Origin of the sequence: Clostridium sp. YIM B02555 (assembly GCF_022320955.1) — a bacterium.
Lineage (GTDB): Bacteria > Bacillota > Clostridia > Clostridiales > Clostridiaceae > Clostridium > Clostridium saccharoperbutylacetonicum.
The window spans coordinates 1-22,577 of the sequence record NZ_JAKJJY010000028.1; the positions used below are offsets into that span (position 1 = coordinate 1).

Sequence of the window (22,577 nt, forward strand, 5' to 3'; positions counted from 1 at the left end):
TTCAAGAAACCAAATTATAGATTTGGACTTTCACTTATCTGCTTAATAATCATCACAGCTTAATTTCATATGCAGCTTGCACAAATATGTATGTAATTTCTAGTGTAGTGTTACGATTATAATTTCTCAATGATGCATGTATATTTCATTTATAAGTTTGATTATTAAATTGGATATCTATAGAAGCTTAAAATTTAGAAACAAATGAAAGGTTGATTTAAAATGGGAAAATTAAGAGTTATAGGAATAGGACCAGGAAGTATTGAAAATATGAGTTTAAGGGCATTAAAGGCCATTGAAGATAGTGAAGTTATTGTTGGATACAACAAGTATATAGATATGATAAAAGATTTAGTAAAAGATAAAGAATTATATTCAACAGGAATGAGGGGAGAAGAAGCAAGATGCCAAGAAGCTTTAAAGCTTTGTAAGGATAAAAATGTGGCATTAATAAGTACAGGGGATGCAGGTATCTATGGGATGGCGGGTCTTATACTTGAACTTAAAGAATATGAAGATGTTGAAATAATTCCAGGAATAACCGCAAGTAGTGCAGCTGGATCAGTAGTTGGTGCTCCTCTTATGCATGATAATTGTAATATTAGTTTAAGTGATCTTATGACACCTTATGAAGATATTAAAAAGAGAGTAAAGCTTGCCGCAGAAGGAGATTTTATAATATCGTTATATAATCCTAAGAGTAAGGGAAGACCAGATTATTTAAAAGAATGTATTGAAATAATAAGAGAATTTAGAGATGCTTCAACACCAGTAGCTGTGATAAGGCATGCTCTTAGAGAAGGACAAAGTTATAAATTGTTTACTATTGGAGATTTTGATCCAGAGGTTGTTGATATGATGTCAATTGTTATTGTCGGTAATACTAAAAGTTTTTATAAGAATGGAAACTTTATAACACCTAGAGGTTATGAAAATAAAAGAGATAAATGTGAAAATTAACTAGACCATAACCCAATTTTTATTGAGTTAGGAAATGGAGAAAAAATGATTGGATTTATACTTGGAACTTCAGAAGGAAGAAAAATTTTATCTTTAATAAATGAATATACTGACAATATTGCAGTAACAACAGCTACAACATATGGTGGGCAGCTTCTTGAAAAATTTAAAATGAAAAATTTAAACACAAAACCTTTAAACAAAGAAGAAATGTTAGAATGGATTAAAGTAAACTCCATCAATATATTGGTAGATGCATCACATCCTTATGCAGAAATTGTTACTAGAACTGCAATAGAATGTGCTGAAGAACTTGATATTAAATATTTGAGATATGAAAGAAAAGGTGCATTAGAAGATATTGAAGATGAAGATATAATAAGAGTTAAAGATTATGATGAAGCTATTAATATTATAAAAAACATAGAAGGTAATGTTTTGAATACCACAGGCGGAAATAATGTTACTAAATTTTTAAGCTTAGAATGCAAATACAGAGTGATACATAGAATTTTACCATCGCCAAATGTCTTATCTAAAATTGTAGATGCTGGAATCAAGCTTAAAGATATCATAGCACTTCAAGGACCTATATCCTATGAACTTGAAAAGGCTTTTATTAAGCAATATGATGCTAAGGCGATTTTGACAAAAGATAGTGGCACAGAAGGTGGAGTATTAGAAAAATATAAAGCAGCAAAAGAGTGTAATATTAAGTTAATAGTTATAGATAAACCTAAATTTATAGGGGATACACCTTTTTCTAGTGAAGAGGAATTAGTTCAACATATAGTAAAAATAACTCAAACATACTAAATACCACTGTTTTTTTACAATATATAAACAATTATAGATTGAAGAAGTATAGGCGAACAATTAATTGAATAGTAAATTTTAGTAGATAATTATTATTGATTAAAATTTATTTATATATTATAATATATAAATAAATGATTAAGAGGAGATGAATTTAATGAGCGTTAAAGAAAAGGTGTTAGAAACTATGAGAGAAGCAGGTAAACCAGTAAGTGCTGGTGAAGTTGAAAAATTATCTGGGTTAGATCGTAAAGAAATTGATAATGCATTTAAAGAATTAAAAAAGGAAAATGCTATTGTTTCTCCAGTTCGTTGTAAATGGGAGCCAGCTAACTAATAAGTATTTTTGAATACATATTTAATTTTATGAAATAATAAGTTTAAAATCAATTATGTCCTATGAAAAGAGTTAGGAAATCTATTTCATAGGATATTTTCATTTATACTTTAGCATTCAGAAAACCATTGTCTAAACAGGTTACCATGAATTATTCTGTTATAAGTTTAAATTTGTAGAAATTATATAATATATGTTGACAATAAAAGAATGTTCGTTTATTATAGAAATATAATAGAGGTGTTTACAATGAGAAAAAAGGATGATGAAAAAGAAAAAAGTATAAAAGAAGCGGTAATTAAATTAATACTTAAAGAAGGCTTTCATGGGACTTCTATTTCAAAGATAGCAAAGGAAGCAGGAGTTTCACCGGCAACCGTTTATATCTATTATGAAAACAAAGAAGTAATGCTTCGAGATATATATCTTGAGTATTCAGAAGAAATTCTAGAATATTTACTTAATAAAGTTTCCAATATTAATAATGGACAAATGCTCATTGAAATTTTAATTAAAGAGTATTATACCTATATTAGAGAGAATGAAGAAATATTTCATTTTGTAGATCAATTTTCAAATTGCCCAGCTTTAGCAAATCAATGTGCTTCAAGAAATAGTATTAATAAATTAAATTATTTATTGGACAACTTGAAAGAAAAAAGAATTTTTAGAGATTTTCAAAATGATAATCTAGCAGCAATAATTTTTTCACCAGTAAAATCAATTGCTATAAATAATTGCATTGAAGAAAGAAAACAAGTTGAATTGATAGATGAGATTACTAGAATTATACAAAAAGCTTTGCTTTTTTAATCGAAGAAGATTTATGAGCGAGAAAGTTTTGGAATTATTAGAATAACAAAATTTTCTCGCTATTACTAAAAAAATAATTAAATGAGCATTCATTTAAACACTGTTTAGAGAAAGGATGATTAATATGATGAATTTAGATAGAAAAAATACAAAAGCTGTAGTTATACCTATATCAAATATGGTTTTATTATCAAATATGACTCACAAATTAAAATTCAGTAGAATTAGTGATGAGCAATATGAAAGATTAAATAGTGAAAATCAAGATATTATTGTTTTACCATTGAAACAAAATTTTAATCAAGTCCAATTAAAAGAAGAAGATTTTCATAGAGTTGGAGTATTAATTCAAATAGATGGAATTGAAAAAAATCAAAAGGGATATGAATTTGCTATTAAAGTATTAGATAGAGTAGAAGTTAAATCAATTGAAGTTGGAGAAGATTTTGTAAGTGCTGAATTTGAAACAGCATCAGACATTATAGATCTTACTGAGAAAAGTAAAGAAGAAATGTTAGAATACATGAAAAATGTTACTTATGATATCAGTAAAAAATTTGATGGAGCAGAACCTATAGTAAGAAAAATAGAAAATCAAAAAGATTTGAATAAATTAATAGGTTATCTTGTTCAGTTTATGCCACTTTCAAATGATGAGAAATATGACTTAATGGAAACTCAATCTATAAAAGATAGAGGTCTAAAGTTTATGGACTATCTATTAAAGCAAAAAGAAGCTTTAAAATTACAATTTGAAATGGCAGAAAAATTCACTGAGAAGGCAAATAAAAATTATAGAGAAACAGTATTAAGACAACAATTAAAGGCAATTCAAGATGAATTAAACGAAGGTAAAAATGGAAGTCCGAAAGGCGAAAAAGATTACTTAAAGCAAATTGAGGAAGCTGGAATGCCTGAAGAAATAAAAGAAGCTGCGTTATATGAATTAGAAAAATTAGAAAGTCAAGGTCAAAATGGTTCTGAGTATAATGTTATACGCAACTATTTAGAATTATTAATAAAGTTACCTTGGAAGAAATCAGAAGCTACAATGGTTAATTTAGAAGAAGCTAGACGTATTTTAGATGATCAACATTATGGTTTAGAAAAAGTTAAGGATAGAATAATCCAACATCTAGCAGTTATGCAACTTAAAAAAGATAAAAAGGGATCTATTTTATTATTAGTAGGACCTCCTGGAACAGGTAAGACAAGCTTAGGAAAGAGTATAGCTGAAGCTCTTGGAAGAAAGTATATTAGATTAAGTTTAGGTGGTGTTCGTGATGAAGCAGAAATCAGAGGCCACAGAAGAACTTATGTGGGAGCAATGCCAGGTAGAATAATTCAAAGTATTAAAAAAGCAGGAGAAAATAATCCTGTAATGATATTAGATGAAGTTGATAAATTAATGACAGGTTATAATGGAGATCCAGCTGCTGCATTATTAGAAGTATTAGATCCAGAACAAAATAATACTTTTACTGATCATTATTTAGACTTACCATATGATTTATCAGATGTGTTCTTTATAGCAACAGCAAACTCATTAGAAACTATTCCAAGACCTCTATTAGATAGAATGGAAGTAATTCAAATATCAAGTTATACTATAAATGAGAAATTCCACATTGGTAAAAATCACTTAATCCCAGAAATACTTGAGGAACATGGCTTGAATGAAACTCAATTAGTTGTAGAGGATGAAGCTTTAGAAAAGACTATAAGTGAATATACTTTAGAGGCTGGCGTTAGAGGTCTTAAGAAACAATTAGCTACTATTGCAAGGGTAGCATCAGAAAAAATTGTATCCAATAAGGTAAAATTACCATTTAAAGTTACTGTAGATCAATTAGAAACTTTACTTGGTAGAAAGGTTTCAAGACATGATAAAGCTCAAGATGATAATCCACCAGGTGTTGTAACAGGATTAGCTTGGACAGCAGTAGGAGGAGAAATTCTTTTCATAGAAGCAACTGATATGCCAGGAAGTGGACAAGTTATTTTAACAGGTCAACTAGGAGATGTTATGAAAGAATCAGCAAGAATTTCTTTAAGTTTATTAAAATCAAGATTACCATTGAATACAGTAAACTTCAGAGAAAAGGATCTTCACATTCACGTTCCATCAGGATCTGTGCCTAAGGATGGTCCATCAGCTGGAATTACATTATTTACTGCATTAGCATCTTTAGTTACAGGCATAAAAGTAAATTCAAAGATTGCAATGACAGGTGAAATTACTTTAAGAGGAGCTGTTCTTCCAATAGGTGGTCTTAAAGAAAAATTATTAGGAGCTCAAAGAGCTGGAATAACAAAGGTGTTAATTCCAAAAGATAATTTAATTGATTTAAAAGATGTTCCAGAAGAAGTTAAGAAAGAATTAACTATTGTAGCAGTTGAAACTGTAGAAGATGTTCTTAGAGAAACTTTAGGAATATCGTTACCAAAAGTTGAACATGTAGTTAATTTTAATGTATCTCCAGAAGGAACTTTGAATTCAATATAATTTAATAGAACAAATAAAAAAGGAAGAGTCTAATAAAATAGATTCTTCCTTTTTTAAGTTCAGAAGATTTTTATATTAGAAAGAAACTTTATTTTTAATGTGTATATTAGAATTTACAATAATATTTATGGTAAAATGTATTAGAATATTTTTTATTAATAGCTTATTGATAAAAGCTTAGATAATTAATGATGCAAATCATGAAAGAGAGTTGTAAACAATGAATAATAGTTTTAATGATAAATTATTGCTTTGCCCTGTTTGTAAGGAAAGCTTAATTAAAGATACTTCAAGTAAAGTATATAGATGTGATAATAATCATTCTTATGATATAGCTAAGGAAGGCTATGTCAACTTAATTATTAGTAATCAAAAAAGAAGTAAGAATCCAGGAGATTCTAAAGAAATGGTTCTTGCAAGAATAGATTTTTTAAATAGAGGTTTCTATAAAAAGATATCTGATAAAATTAATGAAGTAATTGTTGAAGAGTTAGGAAAAAATAATTCTGAGAAAATAAATATTCTTGACTTAGGATGCGGTGAAGGATATTATTTAGTGAATTTGAAAAATTATATGCAGGAAAAAAATATTGAGGCAGATTTTTATGGCTTTGATGTTTCTAAAGATGCTGTAAAGCATGCTGGAAAATCAAATAAGGATTGCATATGGTCAGTTGCAAATAATTTTAATATTCCAGCAAAAGATAAATCTATAGATTGTATATTATCTGTATTTAGTCCTATAGATATTGACGAATGCAACAGAGTTTTAAAGGATGATGGAGTTTTTGTTAGGGTACTGCCTAGAATTAATCACTTAATTCAGCTTAGAAATATTATATATTCTGAAGTTCATTTGAATAATAAGGTTTATACAGCTAGCGAAGATGATAATGAATATATCAAAGAAAGCAATGTAACCTTTGATATGGAATTAAATAAAGAAGAAATCTTAAGTTTGTTAAAAATGACACCACATTATTGGAAGTCAACTCCAGAGAATAAAGAAAAATTAGAGTCATATGAAAAGTTAACTATTACTGTGGATATGAGGATTGGGATATTTATAAAGAAATAATATATGTTGTGAAAAAATTAAGAATAGAGATATTTTTTAGGAAGTGAGATTTAGTGAAATTTTATATTGAGTCAGAAAGAGTTGGATTTTCTGTGTGGGATAATGAAAATGAGCAATGTGCCTATCTATTATGGGGAAATAAAGTAGTGACTAAATATATATCAGCTACAGGAAATATGACAGAAGAGCAGATAGAAAAGAGATTAGAAAAAGAAAAAAATACATATGAAAGATATAGAATTCAGTATTTTCCTATATATGAGAAGGAAAGCAATAAATTTATTGGATGTTGTGGTTTAAGACCTTATGATCTAGAAAAAAATATAGCTGAATTAGGAATTCATTTATTACCAGAATATTGGGGGAAAGGTTACGCAAAAGAAGCTTGTTTAAGAATGATAAAATTTGCATTTGAAACCTTATCCTTTGAAGAGATATTTGTAGGGCATAATCCATATAATTTAGCGTCTTCACAACTTATAAAAAAACTTGGTTTTGAATACGTGCACGATGAATATTATGCACCAACAGGGCTTAATCATCCATCATATTTATTGAAGAAAATAGATTAAATTTAATGAAAAGGAATTAATTAATATGTTAAAGGATATTGCAATTGGGATGCTGTCTGAAAATTATCTGTTACATGTAGATATGTTGGAATGCATAAGAAGAGGTAGTGCCGAAATTTTATATGCTTCAGAAGAAGGCGTGCTTTTAGTAGATATTCCTTCACAAGTTTTCATGATTTCAGCTTTTAATAATCATACTTCTGAAAATTTAATTTCTAAAATTCCGGATAGCGCAGAAATTATTGCTGCTCATGATAAATTTTCTTATGATTCGTTGTTAAAAAAACATGACTATTCAGCTCAGATGATTTGTCACAATACAGTATACACAAAAAAGACCTTAATACCAGTTGAAAATTTTGATATTAAAATTAAGCATTTAAATACTGATTATAAAGATATTATAATTAACAATTATACTAAGGCAGAGGTTGTAGATAGCAATTATATTGAGGAAAGACTAAAAGCTAATGTTATGCTTGGTGCGTTTATTAATAACGATTTGTGCGGATTTATTGGCAACCATTCAGAAGGTTCAATAGGAATGTTAGAAGTTTTTCCTAAGTATAGAGGTAAGGGAATTGGAATGGCATTGCAGATTGCAGCAACTAATGATGTTTTAGCAAATAATAGATATGCGTATGGACAAGTTGCAGAAGATAATTTAGCTTCAACAAAATTGCAAAAAAAGCTTGGATTTGAATTATCAAAGGACAGAGTATATTGGCTAATAAGATAAATAATAAACACCAATGTTTAATTTTATATAAACATTGGTGTTTATTATTTAATGTATTTATGAATAAACTAAAATAAAGTATAATTAATGTAATTCAGAAGATAGTATTGAAAAGAGTGTGAGTTAAAGGTGCTAAGAAGATATAGAGAAATTTTAAATTCAATTTTAAATACAGATGGATGTATTACAGGGAACGAATTGGCTAAACTATGTAATGTAAGCATACGCACCATAAGACTTGATATTAAAGAAATAAACAAATTATTAGAGGGATATAATATAGAAATTGATTCGATTATGAAAAAAGGTTATTACCTTACGGAAATATGTAAAAAGCGTTTGAAAGAAAACGATATTATAAAGTCAGTTTGGGATCAGGAATATATAGCACAATTGCCTAATACACCTAGGGAAAGACAGATGTATATAATTCTAAAGTTAACAATGAAAGATTATATATCTATAGAAGAATTATCAGATAAGCTTTATATATCAACTTCAACTATTAATAATGACATTAGCGCCATAAAAAAATGGTTAAAAGAAAATTTAAACTTAAATATAAAGTATTCACTGAATAAAGGGATAAAGCTTGAGTGCAGTGAATGGGATAAGCGCAATGTTATTGGCTGGGTTATAGCAAAAAAATCAAATGCCAGTTCAGTAATGAAAAATTGTTATTATCTATTTAACCATCAGAATATTGTGATCTTAACTGATAAATTATTTCCAATAATCAATTCTGAAACAAAGAAATATGGATATGTATTATCAGGTCATAGCTCACAATTTTTATGTAATCAAATATTTATAGCACTTGAAAGATGTAAACTTGGGTTTAGGTTAAAAAGTACTGAAATTGAAGAAGAATTTTTACCAGTGGTTACTGCAATAAGAGAAACTATACTAACTCAACTTAAAATAGAATTGCCTGAAATTGAATGGTTAAATTTACAGCAATATTTTAAGTCAAGACAATTTATAGATGGAACAGATTTAAAAAATATAAATACTAAAGAAGCTATAAATATAACAAGAGAATTTATAAGAAATGTATATGCAAAGTTTGATGTGAACATAGAAAATTATCCCAAAATAAAAGATATTTTACTATTATATACAGCATCAATGATAAATAGATTGAGATTTAAGCATTGTATAGTAAATAGCATTGACGAAAATATAATAAAAACGTATCCATTTGAATATAAAATTGCTTGTGAGATGAGGAATGTGGTTAAAAAGGAATTAGGTTTAGAGGTTACATTAATTGAATTAGCATATATAACTATGCATTTAGTTTCAACAAAAGAAATGTGGAGTAAGAAATTTAAAACTATTATTGTTTGTGATTTTGATCAAAGTATAATTAATTTTATAAAGAATAAGATTTTTACATATCTTAATGAAAAGGTTTCATTTTATGGGTTTTATACATATCAAGAATTTACTTTTGGATTAGTTGAAAATTTAGAAGAAGTTGATTTTATAATAACAACTGCTACACTTGCTGGCAGAACTAATATTCCATTTGCCATAATCAGTCCAACAATGGAACAAAAAGATTTTATCAATTTGTATGAGCATTTGGAAAATTTGAAAGTTACGAATAAAAAATAAAATACCTTTTTGCACTCTAATAGGTGAATTTATCTAGATTGTTTAGAATAGTCGGAATCTGTAAAATAGGATTAGGAAATGTATTGTATGTCTAAATATATTTAATAGTGATTTAGATTACAATATTTTTATGAATCTAATGGTAAATTTCAAATTTTGTTAAATTGAATTTTAATGAGTGTGTAAATTATATATTATGAAATTTTAGGAGGAAAGTTTATGGCTTTTAGTAAAGATTTTCTATGGGGTGGTGCTGTTGCAGCGCATCAAGTTGAAGGTGGATGGAATAAAGGTGGAAAAGGTCCTAGTATTGCAGATGTTATGACAGCTGGGGCACATGGAGTGCCAAGAATAATTACTGATGGAATACTTGAAGGAATGAATTATCCGAACCACGAAGCTATCGATTTTTATGGTCATTATAAGGAAGATATCGCTTTATTTGCAGAAATGGGCTTCAAATGCTTTAGAACAAGTATTGCTTGGACACGTATTTTTCCAAAAGGTGATGAATTAGAGCCTAATGAAGAAGGTTTAAAATTTTATGATGATATGTTTGATGAATTATTAAAGTACGGAATTGAACCTGTTATTACCTTAAGTCATTTTGAAATACCATATTATATAGTTAAAGAGTATGGTGGGTGGCGTAATCGCAAAGTTATTGATTTCTTTGTAAGATATGCTACTACAGTAATGGAACGTTATAAAAACAAAGTTAAGTATTGGATGACTTTTAATGAAATTAATAATCAAAAGAATACTTTAAATCCAATTTTTGCATGGACTTGTTCAGGAATTGATTTTAAGGAGGGGGAAAAAAGAGAAGAAGTAATGTACCAAGCTGTTCATCATGAATTGGTTGCTAGTGCATTAGTTGTGAAAAAAGGACATGAAATAAATCCAAACTTTAAAATTGGATGTATGTGCTCTTTTGTTCCTATATATCCTTTCTCTTGTAATCCTGATGATATGATGCTTCAGGTTGAAGCAATGCATGATCGTTATTTCTTTGCTGACGTGCATTGCAGAGGACGCTATCCTTCTTATGCAATAAAAGAATGGAATAGAAAAGGCTATAACATAAAGATGGAAGCTGAGGATGCTGGAATTTTATCTGAAGGGATTGTAGATTATTTAGGTTTTAGTTATTATATGTCAGATGCAGTTAAATCAGGTGTTAATGCAGAGGATAAGGATTCAGTAACTGGAGGCTCAAGTTCCAGTGTTAAAAACCCATTTGTAAAAGCTTCAGATTGGGGATGGCAAATTGATCCTGTTGGATTAAGATATTCTTTAAATCTGTTATATGAAAGATATGAACTTCCATTGTTCATAGTAGAAAATGGATTTGGAGCTATTGATATTAAAGAAGCTGATGGATCATGTAATGATGATTATAGGATAGATTATTTAAAATCGCATATTAAGGAAATGGAGAAAGCTATAGAATTAGATGGAGTTGATTTAATGGGATATACTCCATGGGGATGTATAGATTGTGTTTCCTTTACTACAGGTGAAATGAAAAAACGTTATGGATTCATATTTGTTGATAAAGATAATGAAGGAAATGGAACTCTAGCTAGGTCTAAAAAGAAATCTTTTGATTGGTATAAAAAAGTAATTGCTTCTAATGGAGAAGAATTATAATTGATTAAAGTGATAATCTCAAAATAACGTTATTAAACTTTTATTTTGAGGTTATTCTTTAACATATATGTTGCAATAAGAATCATTTAAAACTTAAGAATTTCCAAAGGAAATCAACGTTCATTGATGCCTTGAAAGGGTACCCTGTGGGGTATTGAAAATTGCAATATGTATACTTTTCGAAAAATATAAGAAGATTACAAAATAGAGATATATTGAGTTAGTATTTTGTATGTCTAATTTGAGGTGAAATTAATGAAATTTTTAAAAAGTGCACTTGGATATTTTTTAGCTTCAATTATAATAAATGGATTTTGGGGAATTTTTACAGGTAAACTTGGCCCTTTTGGAGGATATCTTGCAGCATTATTTCTTACAGGATCGTCTTGGTACATAGCGCATTATTTAGGATTAATCAAACATGATGAAGATTCAGCTTTTATTGATATGGCTTTAGCTATAGGTCTTTCTTTAGTAGTAAAGGGCTATTTATTATATGGAATAAATTCTGTAATAAGTTCAATACCAACTTTCATATGTATAGCAATTGGTGCAATTTTAGGAGGATATGTATCTGTAGTTATAGAAAAAAATATTGAAGCAAAAAAATTAAATAAGAAGATTAGAGACGTAAACTCAGAAATAATTGATAATAGATGTGGAGGAGAATTATGCCAGGACAAGCTATAATTACAACAATAATTGGAGCATTTATATTTCCTATATTTATTAGGCTATTTTGGGGAAGGCTTGTAAATAAATTTGGAGCTATTGGCGGATTTTTATCAGCTATAATTATAGTAGGAACAATATGGGTAATGAATCATGGTATTGAAAAGCATTTAATACAACAAAGTGGAAGTACTTGGATAGATATGGCTTGGGCAGCTGCTATTGGAGTTTTCACAGCATCTGTTGTAGCAGGAGGGAAAATTAAAAAGTCACTTCCTAATATTGGTTCAGCTATAGTTGGCGGTATATGTGGAGGAATAGTACTTGTACTTATGTTTTAGATGTGGGATACTTCTAACATAATAAGCTTAATGGATTCAAAAAGAGCAATATGTTGCTCTTTTAATTTTATAAGTCTTGCAAAGGTAAACTCTAGAGTTCGTGCAAAACTAAACTCTAGAGTTATGTAGGATTAAAGTCTACTTATATTAATAAAATGATACTTCAAATTTCATTTAAGGTAAATTTTATCAAAAAAGTAGTGCAAGACTAAAGTCATTAATCACGAATTTAATATTGCAAACAAGAAATTAACTTTTCATTTTAGGCACAAGGCAATAAAAAACTATTGACCTTGAGTGGACTCAAAGGAGTAAAATATACTTGAAGTATTACTTAATGTAATATTTAATAGTTATTAAGGAGTGATTGTTTTGTTGTATAGAGAACTTGGAAGGACAAATGAAAAGGTTTCGGTATTGGGGTTTGGTTGTATGAGAATGCCAATAATTAATGGAGACACAACTAAAATTGACGAAGAAAAGGCTACAAAAATGCTTCGCCATGCAATTGATGAAGGGGTGAATTATGTTGATACCGCTTATCCTTATCATGGGACTGGAATGGGAAGTGGAGGAGAAAGCGAACCATTTGTAGGTAGAGCTTTAAAAGATGGATATAGGGAAAAAGTTAATTTAGCTACAAAACTTCCTAGCTGGTTAATAAAAACTAGAGAGGATATGGATAAGTATTTAAATGAGCAATTAGAACGCTTACAAACAGATAAAATTGATTTTTATTTAGTACATGCATTAAATAAAGGCTCATGGGAAAATTTAAAGAAATTAGGAATAAATGAGTTTCTAGATTCTGCTATTAAAGATGGAAGAATAAGATATGCAGGATTTTCTTTTCATGATAAATTAGATGTATTTAAGGAAATTGTAGATTATTATGATTGGTCATTTTGTCAAATTCAATATAATTATTTAGATGAAGATTTTCAAGCAGGAACAGAAGGTCTGGAATATGCAGCGAGCAGAGGATTAGGTGTCGTTATTATGGAACCACTTAGAGGTGGTAAGATTGTTAGAGATCTTCCAGAAGAAATATTAAATACTTTTGATAAGTCTGAAATTAAAAGATCACCAGCTGAATGGGCTTTAAGATGGGTATGGAATCATCCAGAAGTGTCAGTAGTATTAAGTGGAATGAATATAATGGATAATGTTACTGAAAATTTAAGAGTTGCAAATGAAGCACTACCAAATTCTTTAAATGAAAATGAACTTGAAATCATGGAGAGTGTGAAAAAGGCATTTGAAGAAAGAATAAAAGTTAATTGTACAGCTTGTGAGTATTGTATGCCATGTCCAGCAGGAGTTAATATTCCAAAGAATTTTTCTTGTTATAATGAGTATAATGTATTTGTTACTCCAGCAACAGAAAAAGAACTTAAAAATAGATATAATGGGATTGATGAGTCAGAAAGAGCTGATAAATGTGTAGAATGTGGTAAATGTGAAAGTCATTGTCCACAGGCTATTAAAATTAGAGAAGAATTGAAAAATGTTAAAGCTTTATTTGCATAAGATTTAAATTAAGTATTATATGCTTTTAAATTTAAAGAGATTTGATAATATGGAGCTATAAAAGTAATATTATAGGGACATCTCAAAATAATTTTAAATTATTTTGAGATGTCCTTAATAAAATATATAATGATTATTGTTGAAATAAATACTCAACAGAATTATAATATAAGTTAATAATGTTATAAATAATTATAAAAAATTGGGGATGATGGGAAATGAAGGAGCTATCGTTTGTTTTACAGTATATTAAGAAACCAAGGGCAACTGGGGCAATATTACCAAGTTCAAATTATTTAGCTGATAAGATGATTGAAGATATTAACTTTGAACAAGCAAGGTGCATTGTAGAATATGGGCCAGGGACAGGGATTTTTACAGAAAAATTACTTGAAAATAGACAAAGAAATACTACAGTTATGCTTTTTGAGTATAATTACGATTTTTATAATCTATTAAAAGATAAGTTTAAAAATGAAGAGAACTTAATTATAGTAAATGATTCGGCTGAAAATGTTGGTAATTATTTAGAAAAGTATGGAATTACGAATGTGGATTATGTAGTTTCTGGGCTTCCTTTTGCAAGTTTACCTAAGGAAATTTCTGAAAACATATTAAAGCAAACAAAGATTATTCTTAAAAGAGACGGAAAATTTGTAACCTTTCAGTATAGTAGATTTAAAATTAAATTCATTAAAAAATATTTTAAATACATTGATTTAAAAAGGGAATTTAGAAATGTACCTCCAGCATATGTGCTCAATTGCATAAATTATAATCAGTAAGATTTACATAAGATAGATTTAGTAAAAATAGAATAAAAGCTTATAAAAATGCATGGTGGGTGTTTTTATAAGCTTTTATTTTTTTATTAGAGGGATAATAAAGTTTTTAGAAAAGAACATTATGAGTTTTATCTACTTTTGTTATATAATAGTTTTATGAAGCTGTAAGTTAAAGTAATATAGTTATCAAAAGCAAGAATTAGATATATGCGGAACTTACCGAAATTAAACACATATTTATTACAGCGGACTTATGAAATTTTCGCTGGATGGGTTCTAAGTGGAAGGTTGCATCCATTCCTGCATGTTCCTAAAGTAAATTTATGACAAGCAGAAAGTGGAATAACCCATAGAGGAAACTCGACTCGCGTTCGTTCGCTGAGTAAGCGATTCACACCAAATCACAGATTTGGGTTCTCTGCTTAATAATCATCACAGCTTAATTTCATATGCCGCTTGCACAAATATGTATCTAATTTCTAGTGTAGTGTTATGATTATAATTTCTCAATGATGCATGTATATTCCATCTATAAGTTTGATTCTTAAATTTGATATCTATATAATATAAATTTTATACATATTTATGGAGGAAAAAATGAGTAATAAAAGCAGTGGGAAAGTCACTTTATATTTAATGAGACATGGACAAACTATCTTGAATAAAGCGGAAAGAACGCAAGGATGGTGTGATGGAGTTCTTACTAGTGAAGGAATTGAGGTCGCAGTAAATGCAGGTTTTGGACTTAGAGATGTGAAATTTAAAGCAGTGTATAGCAGTGACTTAGGAAGAGCTATAAAAACAGCTAAAATTGTTATAAAAGAAAATCAAGCAAGTGAAAATCTAGAATTGAAAGAATTGGAAGGCTTAAGAGAAGTAGGTTTTGGAAAATACGAAGGAGAGCTTGAAAGCGTGAAGTTCAAGCATATACTTAATTTCCTTAATGTAAGTTCATTTAAAGAGGCTCTAGAAAAATATGATTTTCAAAAGGCATATTGTGATGCCTGTGCAGCTTTGGATGAAACAAAGCAAGCAGAGGATTATGCTACTGCTTCAAAAAGAATAATGAAAACTTTAGAAGAGGTATGCAAGGAGAATGTGAGTGATGAAGGCGGAAATGTTCTAGTAGTATGCCATGGTGGAATGCTTAGATTAATTATTGATTCTTTGGACAAAAGTTTTAATGTGAGAAATATGGACAATTCAAGTATATCTAAGATTACATATGAAAATGGAAAGTTTAAAGTTGAATCTGTAAATGACAATAGTTATAGTGAAAAAGGTAAGGCTTTAAAAGCACAATTGTAAATACAAAACTAGAATTAAGCATATATCTGCACAAAATAATTATAAGTTTTAGTGCAGGTATATGCTTAAAAATTTAATATTTATTTTAATGACATAAAAAGGAGTTATTGTTTACATGAGAAAAAGGAAAAAGAATATTAGAAGAACGATAATTACAATAATGCTTCTGTGTTTTTCTTTATTAATTGGAGTAGAAATTTACTTTGGTTATGCAGAAAAATATAAGGATATTAATTTAGAACAGCTAAATACAAAATTATATATAGAGGCAGCTGATAAAGCTAGTATTGGGAAGTTGCAAGTAAATTGGCAGTATATGGCTGCCATTGATGGAGTAAGATATAAAAATAATTTTTCTAATGTTACAGATGAAAGTTTAATTGAATTAGCAAATATGTTTTTAGAAGAAAATAGTACAAGCATTAAGCTTAAGAATAGCGAATATAAGTTAGTAGAATTAGACGATGTATTAAAAAAATTATCCTTTAGTAAAAGTCAAAAGGAAAAAGTTTATCATTACATAGATAACTTAAAATATACTGGAACTCAAAAAGATAATTTAAATGATAATTCAAAACAGGAATTTATAAAAGGGATATATCCTCAAGCAGCTGATATATATGATAAATATGGAGTGTTACCTTCTTTAACTATTTCACAAGCAATATTAGAAAGTGGCTGGGGAAAATCAGACTTAAGTGTTAAAGCACATAATTTATATGGAATTAAAGCAGACTCTAGTTGGAAGGGTAATAAAATTAAGATGAATACCTCAGAATATTATAATAAAAAAATTAAAGATGAATTTAGAGTTTATGGTAGTAATGAAGAATCTATAAAGGATTATGGAGAATTTCTTAAAAATAATAAAAGATATAATAAGAGTGGTGTATTTGCAGCGACTCAGTATTTAGAACAGGCAAAAGCTATAGAGAAAGCTGGATATAGTACTGTGGAAAATGATAAAGGTGAAGAAATTTATGCAGAACTTTTAACAGAAATTATACAAGAACAGAATTTGCAGCTTTTAGACTACGAATGTGAGATGAATTACTTTAAGAATAATCAATAATTAAAAATTTAATTATAATAAAATTAATGAGAAAAGATCCAAGGAAAAAGTTGATGTTTCTGAATATAAAATTGGACATTCATTTTTGTATACATACTTTTTGGAGATTAAAGATACCCAAAGCGAGAATTAAACTTATGCAACAATTACCTAAATAAGATACATTTATCTTCCACAGGACTAGTGAAATTTTCGCTGGAAGGTTCTAAATGGCGGCTTGTGGTCATTTCAGCGTGTTCCAGATATAAAATCTGGACATGCTGTAAATGAAACAAGCCCCCATTAAGAACCATCATCAGCTCAATTTCACATGCCTGCTTCCAGAAAAATGTATCTAATTTCTAGCGTAGTGTTACGATTATAATTTCTCAATGATGCATCTATATTCCCTTAATAAGTTTGATTATTAATTTGGATATCTATAAAAAGAATTTAATGATTTCCAAAAGAGTTTAATATATTGATAATTGAGGAGTGAACCTTGATAAATGGAATATATTAAAATTAGAGGTTTGGATGATATAAACATTTTGGTATAATAGAAAAATAAAAGATTTCAAAAATATTCATAGCATTTAATTGAATTAATGATTGGGGATATAAAATGAATGAAAATATAAAAAAATTAAATAATATTATTAAGGTTATAGAAGGGGCAGATAATGATGCTATCTTGCAAGCAGAGAAAAGAATGACTTCCCTTGCAAAACCTTTAAAAAGTTTAGGAAAGCTAGAGGAAATGGCTATAAAGCTTTCTGGTATTACAGGGAAAATAAAAAATAATATTAATAAGAAGTTAGTAATAATAATGTGTTCAGATAATGGAGTTGTTGAAGAAGGAGTTGCTTCAGCACCACAATCAGTTACTCTTTCTCAAACAATTAATTTTACTAAGGGGCTTACAGGGGTTGCCGTTCTAGCAAAAGCTAATAACACAGAACTTATGGTAGTTGATGTTGGAATAAATTATGATTTTGATTACCCAAATGTGATTAATAGAAAAATAAGAAAATCAACAAACAACATTGCTAAAGGGTCAGCTATGAGTTATGAAGAAGCAGCTCAGGCAATTTTAATTGGAATTGAGGCAGTTAATAAAGCACGAAATGAAGGTTATGAGATTATTGGCGTCGGTGAAATGGGAATAGGAAATACTTCAACAAGTAGTGCTGTTTTATCAGCATTAACAGCTATAAGTGTAGAGGATGTAGTTGGAAGAGGAGCTGGAATTACTGATGAAGCTTTCAGAAAAAAAATAAAGGTAGTAAAAAGAGCTATAGAAATAAATAAACCAGATAAGTCAGATCCAATCGAGGTTGTTTCAAAGGTTGGTGGATTTGATATAGCTGCTATGGCAGGAGTTTTTTTAGGAGCTGCTTATTATAAAATTCCAGTAGTTATAGATGGTTTTATATCAGCTGTTGCAGCATTAATTGCTTTTAGGTTAAATAATAATACAAGAGATTATATGTTTACTTCTCATTGTTCAAAAGAAGTGGGATATAATGCAGCTATTAAAGAACTTGGTTTAAGTCCAATTTTAAATTTGGATATGGGATTAGGAGAAGGTAGTGGATGTCCATTGGCCTTTTCGATCATAGATTCAGCTTGTGCAGTAATGAATAATATGGCTACCTTTGAGGAAGCTGAAATTAATGATAGTTATTTAGATGAACTTAAAAAAATGCAGAATAAATAGAAAAGGTATAGAAAGGAGAAGAAAAATGGAGTTAGGACTTATTCACATTTATTGCGGAGATGGGAAAGGAAAGACTACAGCTTCAATGGGGCTTGGAATTAGGGCCTTAGGCAGAAATAAAAAAGTATTGTTAACTCAGTTTTTGAAAGACAATGATACTGGAGAGTTGATTTCTATTGAGAAATTGGGAGAAAATTTTCAAGTATTAAAGGGAGAACCAGTAAGAAAATTTTTCAAATTCATGACTCCAGAAGAACAAAATCAAACAAAGCTTGAGCATGAAGAAAGATTTAGAAAGGTAACGCAAAAAGCAATAGATGAAAACTTTGATTTATTAATTATGGATGAGATAATAGCATCAACGAATTTAAATTTAATAGATTTGGAGGAAGTTGTAGAGTTTCTAAAAAATAAGCCTAAAGGTTTAGAAGTTGTTTTGACAGGAAGAAATCCAAATGAAAAATTAATTGAACTGGCAGATTATGTTTCAGAAATAAAAGCTATAAAGCATCCCTATGAAAAAGGGATAACATCAAGAATTGGTATAGAAAAATAAATTAAGGATAGAAAATGAGATGAATTATTTAATAATTGGTGGCTCAAAAAGCGGAAAATCTGAAGTTGGGGAAAAGCTCGCTCTAGCTTTAAATAACGATAAGGTGATATATATTGCTACAATGAAACCATATGATGAAGAAGATAAAAGGAGAATAGCAATACATATTAAAAATAGAGAAGGGTTAAGATTTATTACTATAGAGAAGCAGAGTAAATTACATGAAATAATTGATAAAATAAATGTTCATGATACTGTATTAATTGATAGTATAACTTCACTTTTAACTAATGAAATGTTTATAAATAATAAAATAATATTTAACCCAAGTGAAACTATTTTAAATGGACTGAAACAAATTATTTTGAAAGCTAAAAATGTAATAATTGTATCAGATTATATTTTTAATGATGCTATTAAGTATGACGAGATAACAGAAAATTATAAAAGAGAACTTGGAAAAATTAATAAAGAGCTTGCTAAATTATGTGATAAGGTAATTGAGTGCAGTTTTGGTAACATTAAATATCATAAGGAAAATTGATTATCAAATTTAGACTGCATTTAAATTCGATTTTTATTTAAACTAATATGAAATTTGTATATTTTTTAGGAGATATTTTTATGAAAAAACTTTATAAGAGCTTTATAATGGCACTTAGTATGTTTACGATACTTCCAACGCCTTATATCGAATGGGATGATGAAGGTGTTAAAAATATGATGAAGTTATATCCTATTATTGGATTAATTGTAGGGTGCATTTGGAGTGTAGTGTATTATTTATTAAGCTTTTTTAATTGTTCAATTATTTTAAAAAGTGTGATAGTCATGGTAGTTCCGTTTATTGTGACAGGTATGCTTCATTTAGATGGTTTTATGGATGTATGCGATGCTATTCTTTCAAGAAGGGATAGAGAAGAAAAGCTTAGAATATTAAAAGATTCGAGAATAGGAGCATTTTCAGTAATATTTTTATTAATTTTATTTTTTCTTCAGTTTGGAGGAATGTATTCTGTTGTAGAAAAAAATATTAAATTTTATTTGCTGATTTTGATTCCAATAATAAGTAGAAGCATTGTCGCATATTTTCTTTTGAGTAGAACAACGATAAAAGAAAGTACACTTGGAACTTATTTCAAAAAAGGAACTAATATTAAGGATAGAATAATAATGTTAATATCATTATTTATAATGATTATAATATCTTTTGTTCTACTAAAGGTTTATGGATTAATTTTGGTATTAGCAGTGGTTATTTCAGTTGCCTTAGCAGTAGAAAAATGTAGGAAAGAATTTGGAGGCATTTCAGGAGATGTCGCTGGATTTGCATTAGTAGTAGGTGAAGTTGTAGGCGTATTAGTATTAGGGATAATGTAAATGTGAAGTTGGAGGAAAAATTGATGATATTAGTTTTTGGGGGAGCTTATAACGGAAAACTAGAATTTATAAAGGAAAAATTTAAAATAGGACAGGAAGAAATATTTTTTTGCAAAGATGAAAAAATCGAATATGATAAGAAAGTCATATGTGGATTACATATATTTATTAGAGCTTGTATTGAACAGAACATTAGCTCACTTGAGATATTAGAGAATAATATAGATTTGATGAAAGATAAGATAATCGTTTGTGATGAAATAAATTCTGGAATTGTCCCTATTGAGCAGCTAGATAGGATTTGGAGAGAAGAAACAGGGAGAGGAATTCAATTTATAGCTAAGAATTCTTCTTCAGTGTATAGAATATTTTTTGGGCTTGAAGAAAAATTGAAATAAATATTTGGAGGTGAAGTTTAGTGATGAAATTAAATTATAAATTTATTACTAAATGTAAACCATGAGAGAAATTAAAGTATATTTAATTAGGCATGGAAAAACTTATTGTAATGAAAAGCAACTATATTGTGGGAAAAGTGATGTGGAATTAAGTGAAAATGGAATAAAAGAATTAAAGAATATTTCAGAAAAATACAAATTTCATAAATGTGATTTCTATTTTACAAGTGGAGCTAAAAGAGCAAATCAAACTATGGAAATTCTATGTTCAAGAAATAAATATAATGTTTTTGATAAATTATTTGAATATGATTTTGGAGATTTTGAGTTGAAATCTTATGAGGATTTAAAAGCATTAAAGGAATATACAGCTTGGATAGATGATATTGAAGGAAAGATAAAATGTCCAAATGGTGAAAATAAATTAGAATTTAGAAATAGAATTAAAGAGGGTTTCATAGAACTCATTAATTTGCTATATGAAGAAAATATTAATACTGCTTTTGGAGTACTTCATGGTGGAAGTATAGGAATGTTGTTGGAAATGTTGTATGATGATAGTAAAAAATTTTATGAATGGCAACCTAAAAATGGTGAAGGCTACGAACTTATAATAGATGTACTAGAAAAAAATAAGTTCAAGATTAGTAAAGTGAGGTTAGTATGATTGAATTAACAATAGGATTTCTTTTAGATATAATAATTGGAGATCCTAATAATCCATTTCATCCAGTTAGAGGAATAGGATATATAGCAAAAAGACTTGAAGCATTATTTAGGAAAATCTTAAAGAAAAGTTTAAAAACTGCAGGTTTTTTAACTTGGATATTCACAATATTAATAGTATTTGCAATTACCTTTGAAATTGTGAGTATATGCAAAAGAATTAATGTTTATTTTGGCGTTATTATTGAAGGAATATTAATATATTTTTGTATAGCATCAAAAGGCCTAGTAGTTGAAGGTTATAAAGTGATTAAGTTTTTAATGAAAGATGATATAGATGGTGCGAGAAAACAATTGTCTTTTATTGTTGGAAGGGATACTGGAAGCTTAAGTAGAGAAGGTATAATAAAGGCAGTTGTAGAGACTATAGCTGAAAATATGGCAGATGGAATTATAGCTCCATTGTTTTATGCAGGAATTTTTGGAGCACCTTTAGCTTTTGCATATAAAGCTGTAAATACCATGGATTCAATGTTTGGCTATAAAAATGATAAATATATGGAATTTGGTTATTTTCCAGCAAAATTAGATGATATCTTTAATTATATTCCTGCAAGGGTAACAGGAGTTTTAATAATAATTGCAGCTGGAATTTTAGGTTATGATTACAAAAATAGTTTTAAAATTTATAAGAGGGATAGGCACAATCATACAAGTCCTAATAGTGCTCATCCAGAAGCAGCTATGGCAGGAGCTCTGGGAGTAGAACTTGGAGGGGCCAATTTTTATTTTGGCAAGCTTGTTGAAAAGTCAACTATAGGAGATAAAATTAAGGAAATAGAAATTAGAGATGTTGATAAAACTGCTAGAGTACTTTATTTATCTTCTTTTATAGGATTTGTCCTTGTTATATTAATAAAGGGCATTATTTTTTATAGCACTTATGTTTAAATTATCAATTAATGATGACTTTTTTTAGAATTTCTTAATTTGAGCTGTAAATACTAATCAGAGAAAATAAATATGTAAGAAGTAAAAGCAGAAGGTACGAGTTTTAGGTGAAAAGCCTATTGGGT

Annotated in this window: 23 protein-coding genes; all 23 read left to right on the forward strand. The window is 28.6% G+C overall.

Annotated elements, in window-relative coordinates; translation table 11 throughout:
* The first annotated feature begins 222 nt into the window (after positions 1-222).
* The 23 genes from cobJ to cbiB all read left to right on the forward strand — a co-directional run bounded on the left by cobJ (position 223) and on the right by cbiB (position 22,452).
* Entirely contained in the window at positions 223-960 is a 738-nt protein-coding gene (gene cobJ, locus L3B98_RS25565) for a precorrin-3B C(17)-methyltransferase (protein WP_238918759.1), read from the forward strand.
* Positions 961-1,005: 45 nt separating this feature from the next.
* The gene (locus L3B98_RS25570) at positions 1,006-1,776 is read left to right on the forward strand and encodes a cobalt-precorrin-6A reductase (protein ID WP_238918760.1); all 771 of its coding nucleotides are present in this window, start codon (positions 1,006-1,008) and stop codon (positions 1,774-1,776) included.
* 157 nt (positions 1,777-1,933) lie between these two features.
* The gene (locus L3B98_RS25575; protein WP_015391540.1) at positions 1,934-2,113 is read left to right on the forward strand and encodes a hypothetical protein; all 180 of its coding nucleotides are present in this window, start codon (positions 1,934-1,936) and stop codon (positions 2,111-2,113) included.
* A 249-nt stretch (positions 2,114-2,362) separates the two neighbouring features.
* Positions 2,363-2,926: a TetR/AcrR family transcriptional regulator gene (locus L3B98_RS25580; RefSeq protein ID WP_015391541.1), complete on the forward strand. Its 564-nt coding sequence runs from the start codon at positions 2,363-2,365 to the stop codon at positions 2,924-2,926.
* A gap of 124 nt (positions 2,927-3,050) precedes the next feature.
* Positions 3,051-5,432, forward strand: coding sequence for an endopeptidase La (lon, locus tag L3B98_RS25585; RefSeq protein ID WP_238918761.1), 2,382 nt, complete (start codon positions 3,051-3,053; stop codon positions 5,430-5,432).
* Between the two features lie 220 nt (positions 5,433-5,652).
* Complete coding sequence (locus tag L3B98_RS25590; RefSeq protein ID WP_238918762.1) at positions 5,653-6,510, forward strand: putative RNA methyltransferase; 858 nt, start codon at positions 5,653-5,655, stop codon at positions 6,508-6,510.
* A 53-nt stretch (positions 6,511-6,563) separates the two neighbouring features.
* Positions 6,564-7,082 (forward strand): GNAT family N-acetyltransferase, encoded by a 519-nt coding sequence (locus tag L3B98_RS25595; protein ID WP_238918763.1) that lies wholly within the window; start codon positions 6,564-6,566, stop codon positions 7,080-7,082.
* 25 nt (positions 7,083-7,107) lie between these two features.
* Complete coding sequence (locus L3B98_RS25600) at positions 7,108-7,821, forward strand: GNAT family N-acetyltransferase (RefSeq protein WP_238918764.1); 714 nt, start codon at positions 7,108-7,110, stop codon at positions 7,819-7,821.
* A gap of 129 nt (positions 7,822-7,950) precedes the next feature.
* Positions 7,951-9,441, forward strand: a complete 1,491-nt coding sequence (locus tag L3B98_RS29185; protein ID WP_238918765.1) for a transcription antiterminator — start codon at positions 7,951-7,953, stop codon at positions 9,439-9,441.
* 219 nt (positions 9,442-9,660) lie between these two features.
* Positions 9,661-11,094: a 6-phospho-beta-glucosidase gene (locus tag L3B98_RS25610; RefSeq protein WP_238918766.1), complete on the forward strand. Its 1,434-nt coding sequence runs from the start codon at positions 9,661-9,663 to the stop codon at positions 11,092-11,094.
* 255 nt (positions 11,095-11,349) lie between these two features.
* Positions 11,350-11,784: a hypothetical protein gene (locus L3B98_RS25615; RefSeq protein WP_238918767.1), complete on the forward strand. Its 435-nt coding sequence runs from the start codon at positions 11,350-11,352 to the stop codon at positions 11,782-11,784.
* Positions 11,766-12,107, forward strand: coding sequence for a hypothetical protein (locus L3B98_RS25620; protein WP_015391549.1), 342 nt, complete (start codon positions 11,766-11,768; stop codon positions 12,105-12,107). The genes L3B98_RS25615 and L3B98_RS25620 overlap by 19 nt, the downstream gene beginning before the upstream one ends.
* A gap of 372 nt (positions 12,108-12,479) precedes the next feature.
* Positions 12,480-13,637 carry an aldo/keto reductase gene (locus tag L3B98_RS25625; RefSeq protein WP_077361310.1) on the forward strand — a complete coding sequence of 386 codons (1,158 nt, stop codon included), beginning with the start codon at positions 12,480-12,482 and terminating at the stop codon, positions 13,635-13,637.
* A 218-nt stretch (positions 13,638-13,855) separates the two neighbouring features.
* A complete protein-coding gene (locus L3B98_RS25630) occupies positions 13,856-14,422 on the forward strand; it encodes an rRNA adenine N-6-methyltransferase family protein (protein WP_015391551.1) in 567 nt (188 codons plus the stop codon).
* A gap of 597 nt (positions 14,423-15,019) precedes the next feature.
* Positions 15,020-15,730: a histidine phosphatase family protein gene (locus tag L3B98_RS25635; protein WP_238918768.1), complete on the forward strand. Its 711-nt coding sequence runs from the start codon at positions 15,020-15,022 to the stop codon at positions 15,728-15,730.
* Between the two features lie 115 nt (positions 15,731-15,845).
* The gene (locus L3B98_RS25640) at positions 15,846-16,802 is read left to right on the forward strand and encodes a glucosaminidase domain-containing protein (RefSeq protein WP_238918773.1); all 957 of its coding nucleotides are present in this window, start codon (positions 15,846-15,848) and stop codon (positions 16,800-16,802) included.
* 604 nt (positions 16,803-17,406) lie between these two features.
* The gene (gene cobT, locus L3B98_RS25645) at positions 17,407-18,501 is read left to right on the forward strand and encodes a nicotinate-nucleotide--dimethylbenzimidazole phosphoribosyltransferase (RefSeq protein ID WP_238918774.1); all 1,095 of its coding nucleotides are present in this window, start codon (positions 17,407-17,409) and stop codon (positions 18,499-18,501) included.
* A gap of 25 nt (positions 18,502-18,526) precedes the next feature.
* On the forward strand, positions 18,527-19,057 hold the full coding sequence (locus tag L3B98_RS25650; protein WP_238918775.1) for a cob(I)yrinic acid a,c-diamide adenosyltransferase: 531 nt from the start codon (positions 18,527-18,529) through the stop codon (positions 19,055-19,057).
* 19 nt (positions 19,058-19,076) lie between these two features.
* On the forward strand, positions 19,077-19,601 hold the full coding sequence (locus L3B98_RS25655) for a bifunctional adenosylcobinamide kinase/adenosylcobinamide-phosphate guanylyltransferase (RefSeq protein ID WP_238918776.1): 525 nt from the start codon (positions 19,077-19,079) through the stop codon (positions 19,599-19,601).
* A gap of 80 nt (positions 19,602-19,681) precedes the next feature.
* A complete protein-coding gene (cobS, locus tag L3B98_RS25660; RefSeq protein WP_238918777.1) occupies positions 19,682-20,437 on the forward strand; it encodes an adenosylcobinamide-GDP ribazoletransferase in 756 nt (251 codons plus the stop codon).
* A 23-nt stretch (positions 20,438-20,460) separates the two neighbouring features.
* Positions 20,461-20,835 carry a bifunctional adenosylcobinamide kinase/adenosylcobinamide-phosphate guanylyltransferase gene (locus L3B98_RS25665; RefSeq protein WP_077361320.1) on the forward strand — a complete coding sequence of 125 codons (375 nt, stop codon included), beginning with the start codon at positions 20,461-20,463 and terminating at the stop codon, positions 20,833-20,835.
* A 61-nt stretch (positions 20,836-20,896) separates the two neighbouring features.
* Positions 20,897-21,502 (forward strand): histidine phosphatase family protein, encoded by a 606-nt coding sequence (locus L3B98_RS25670; RefSeq protein WP_077361322.1) that lies wholly within the window; start codon positions 20,897-20,899, stop codon positions 21,500-21,502.
* Positions 21,499-22,452: an adenosylcobinamide-phosphate synthase CbiB gene (cbiB, locus tag L3B98_RS25675; RefSeq protein WP_238918783.1), complete on the forward strand. Its 954-nt coding sequence runs from the start codon at positions 21,499-21,501 to the stop codon at positions 22,450-22,452. Before L3B98_RS25670 ends, cbiB begins: the two co-directional genes overlap by 4 nt.
* The last annotated feature ends 125 nt before the right edge of the window (positions 22,453-22,577 follow it).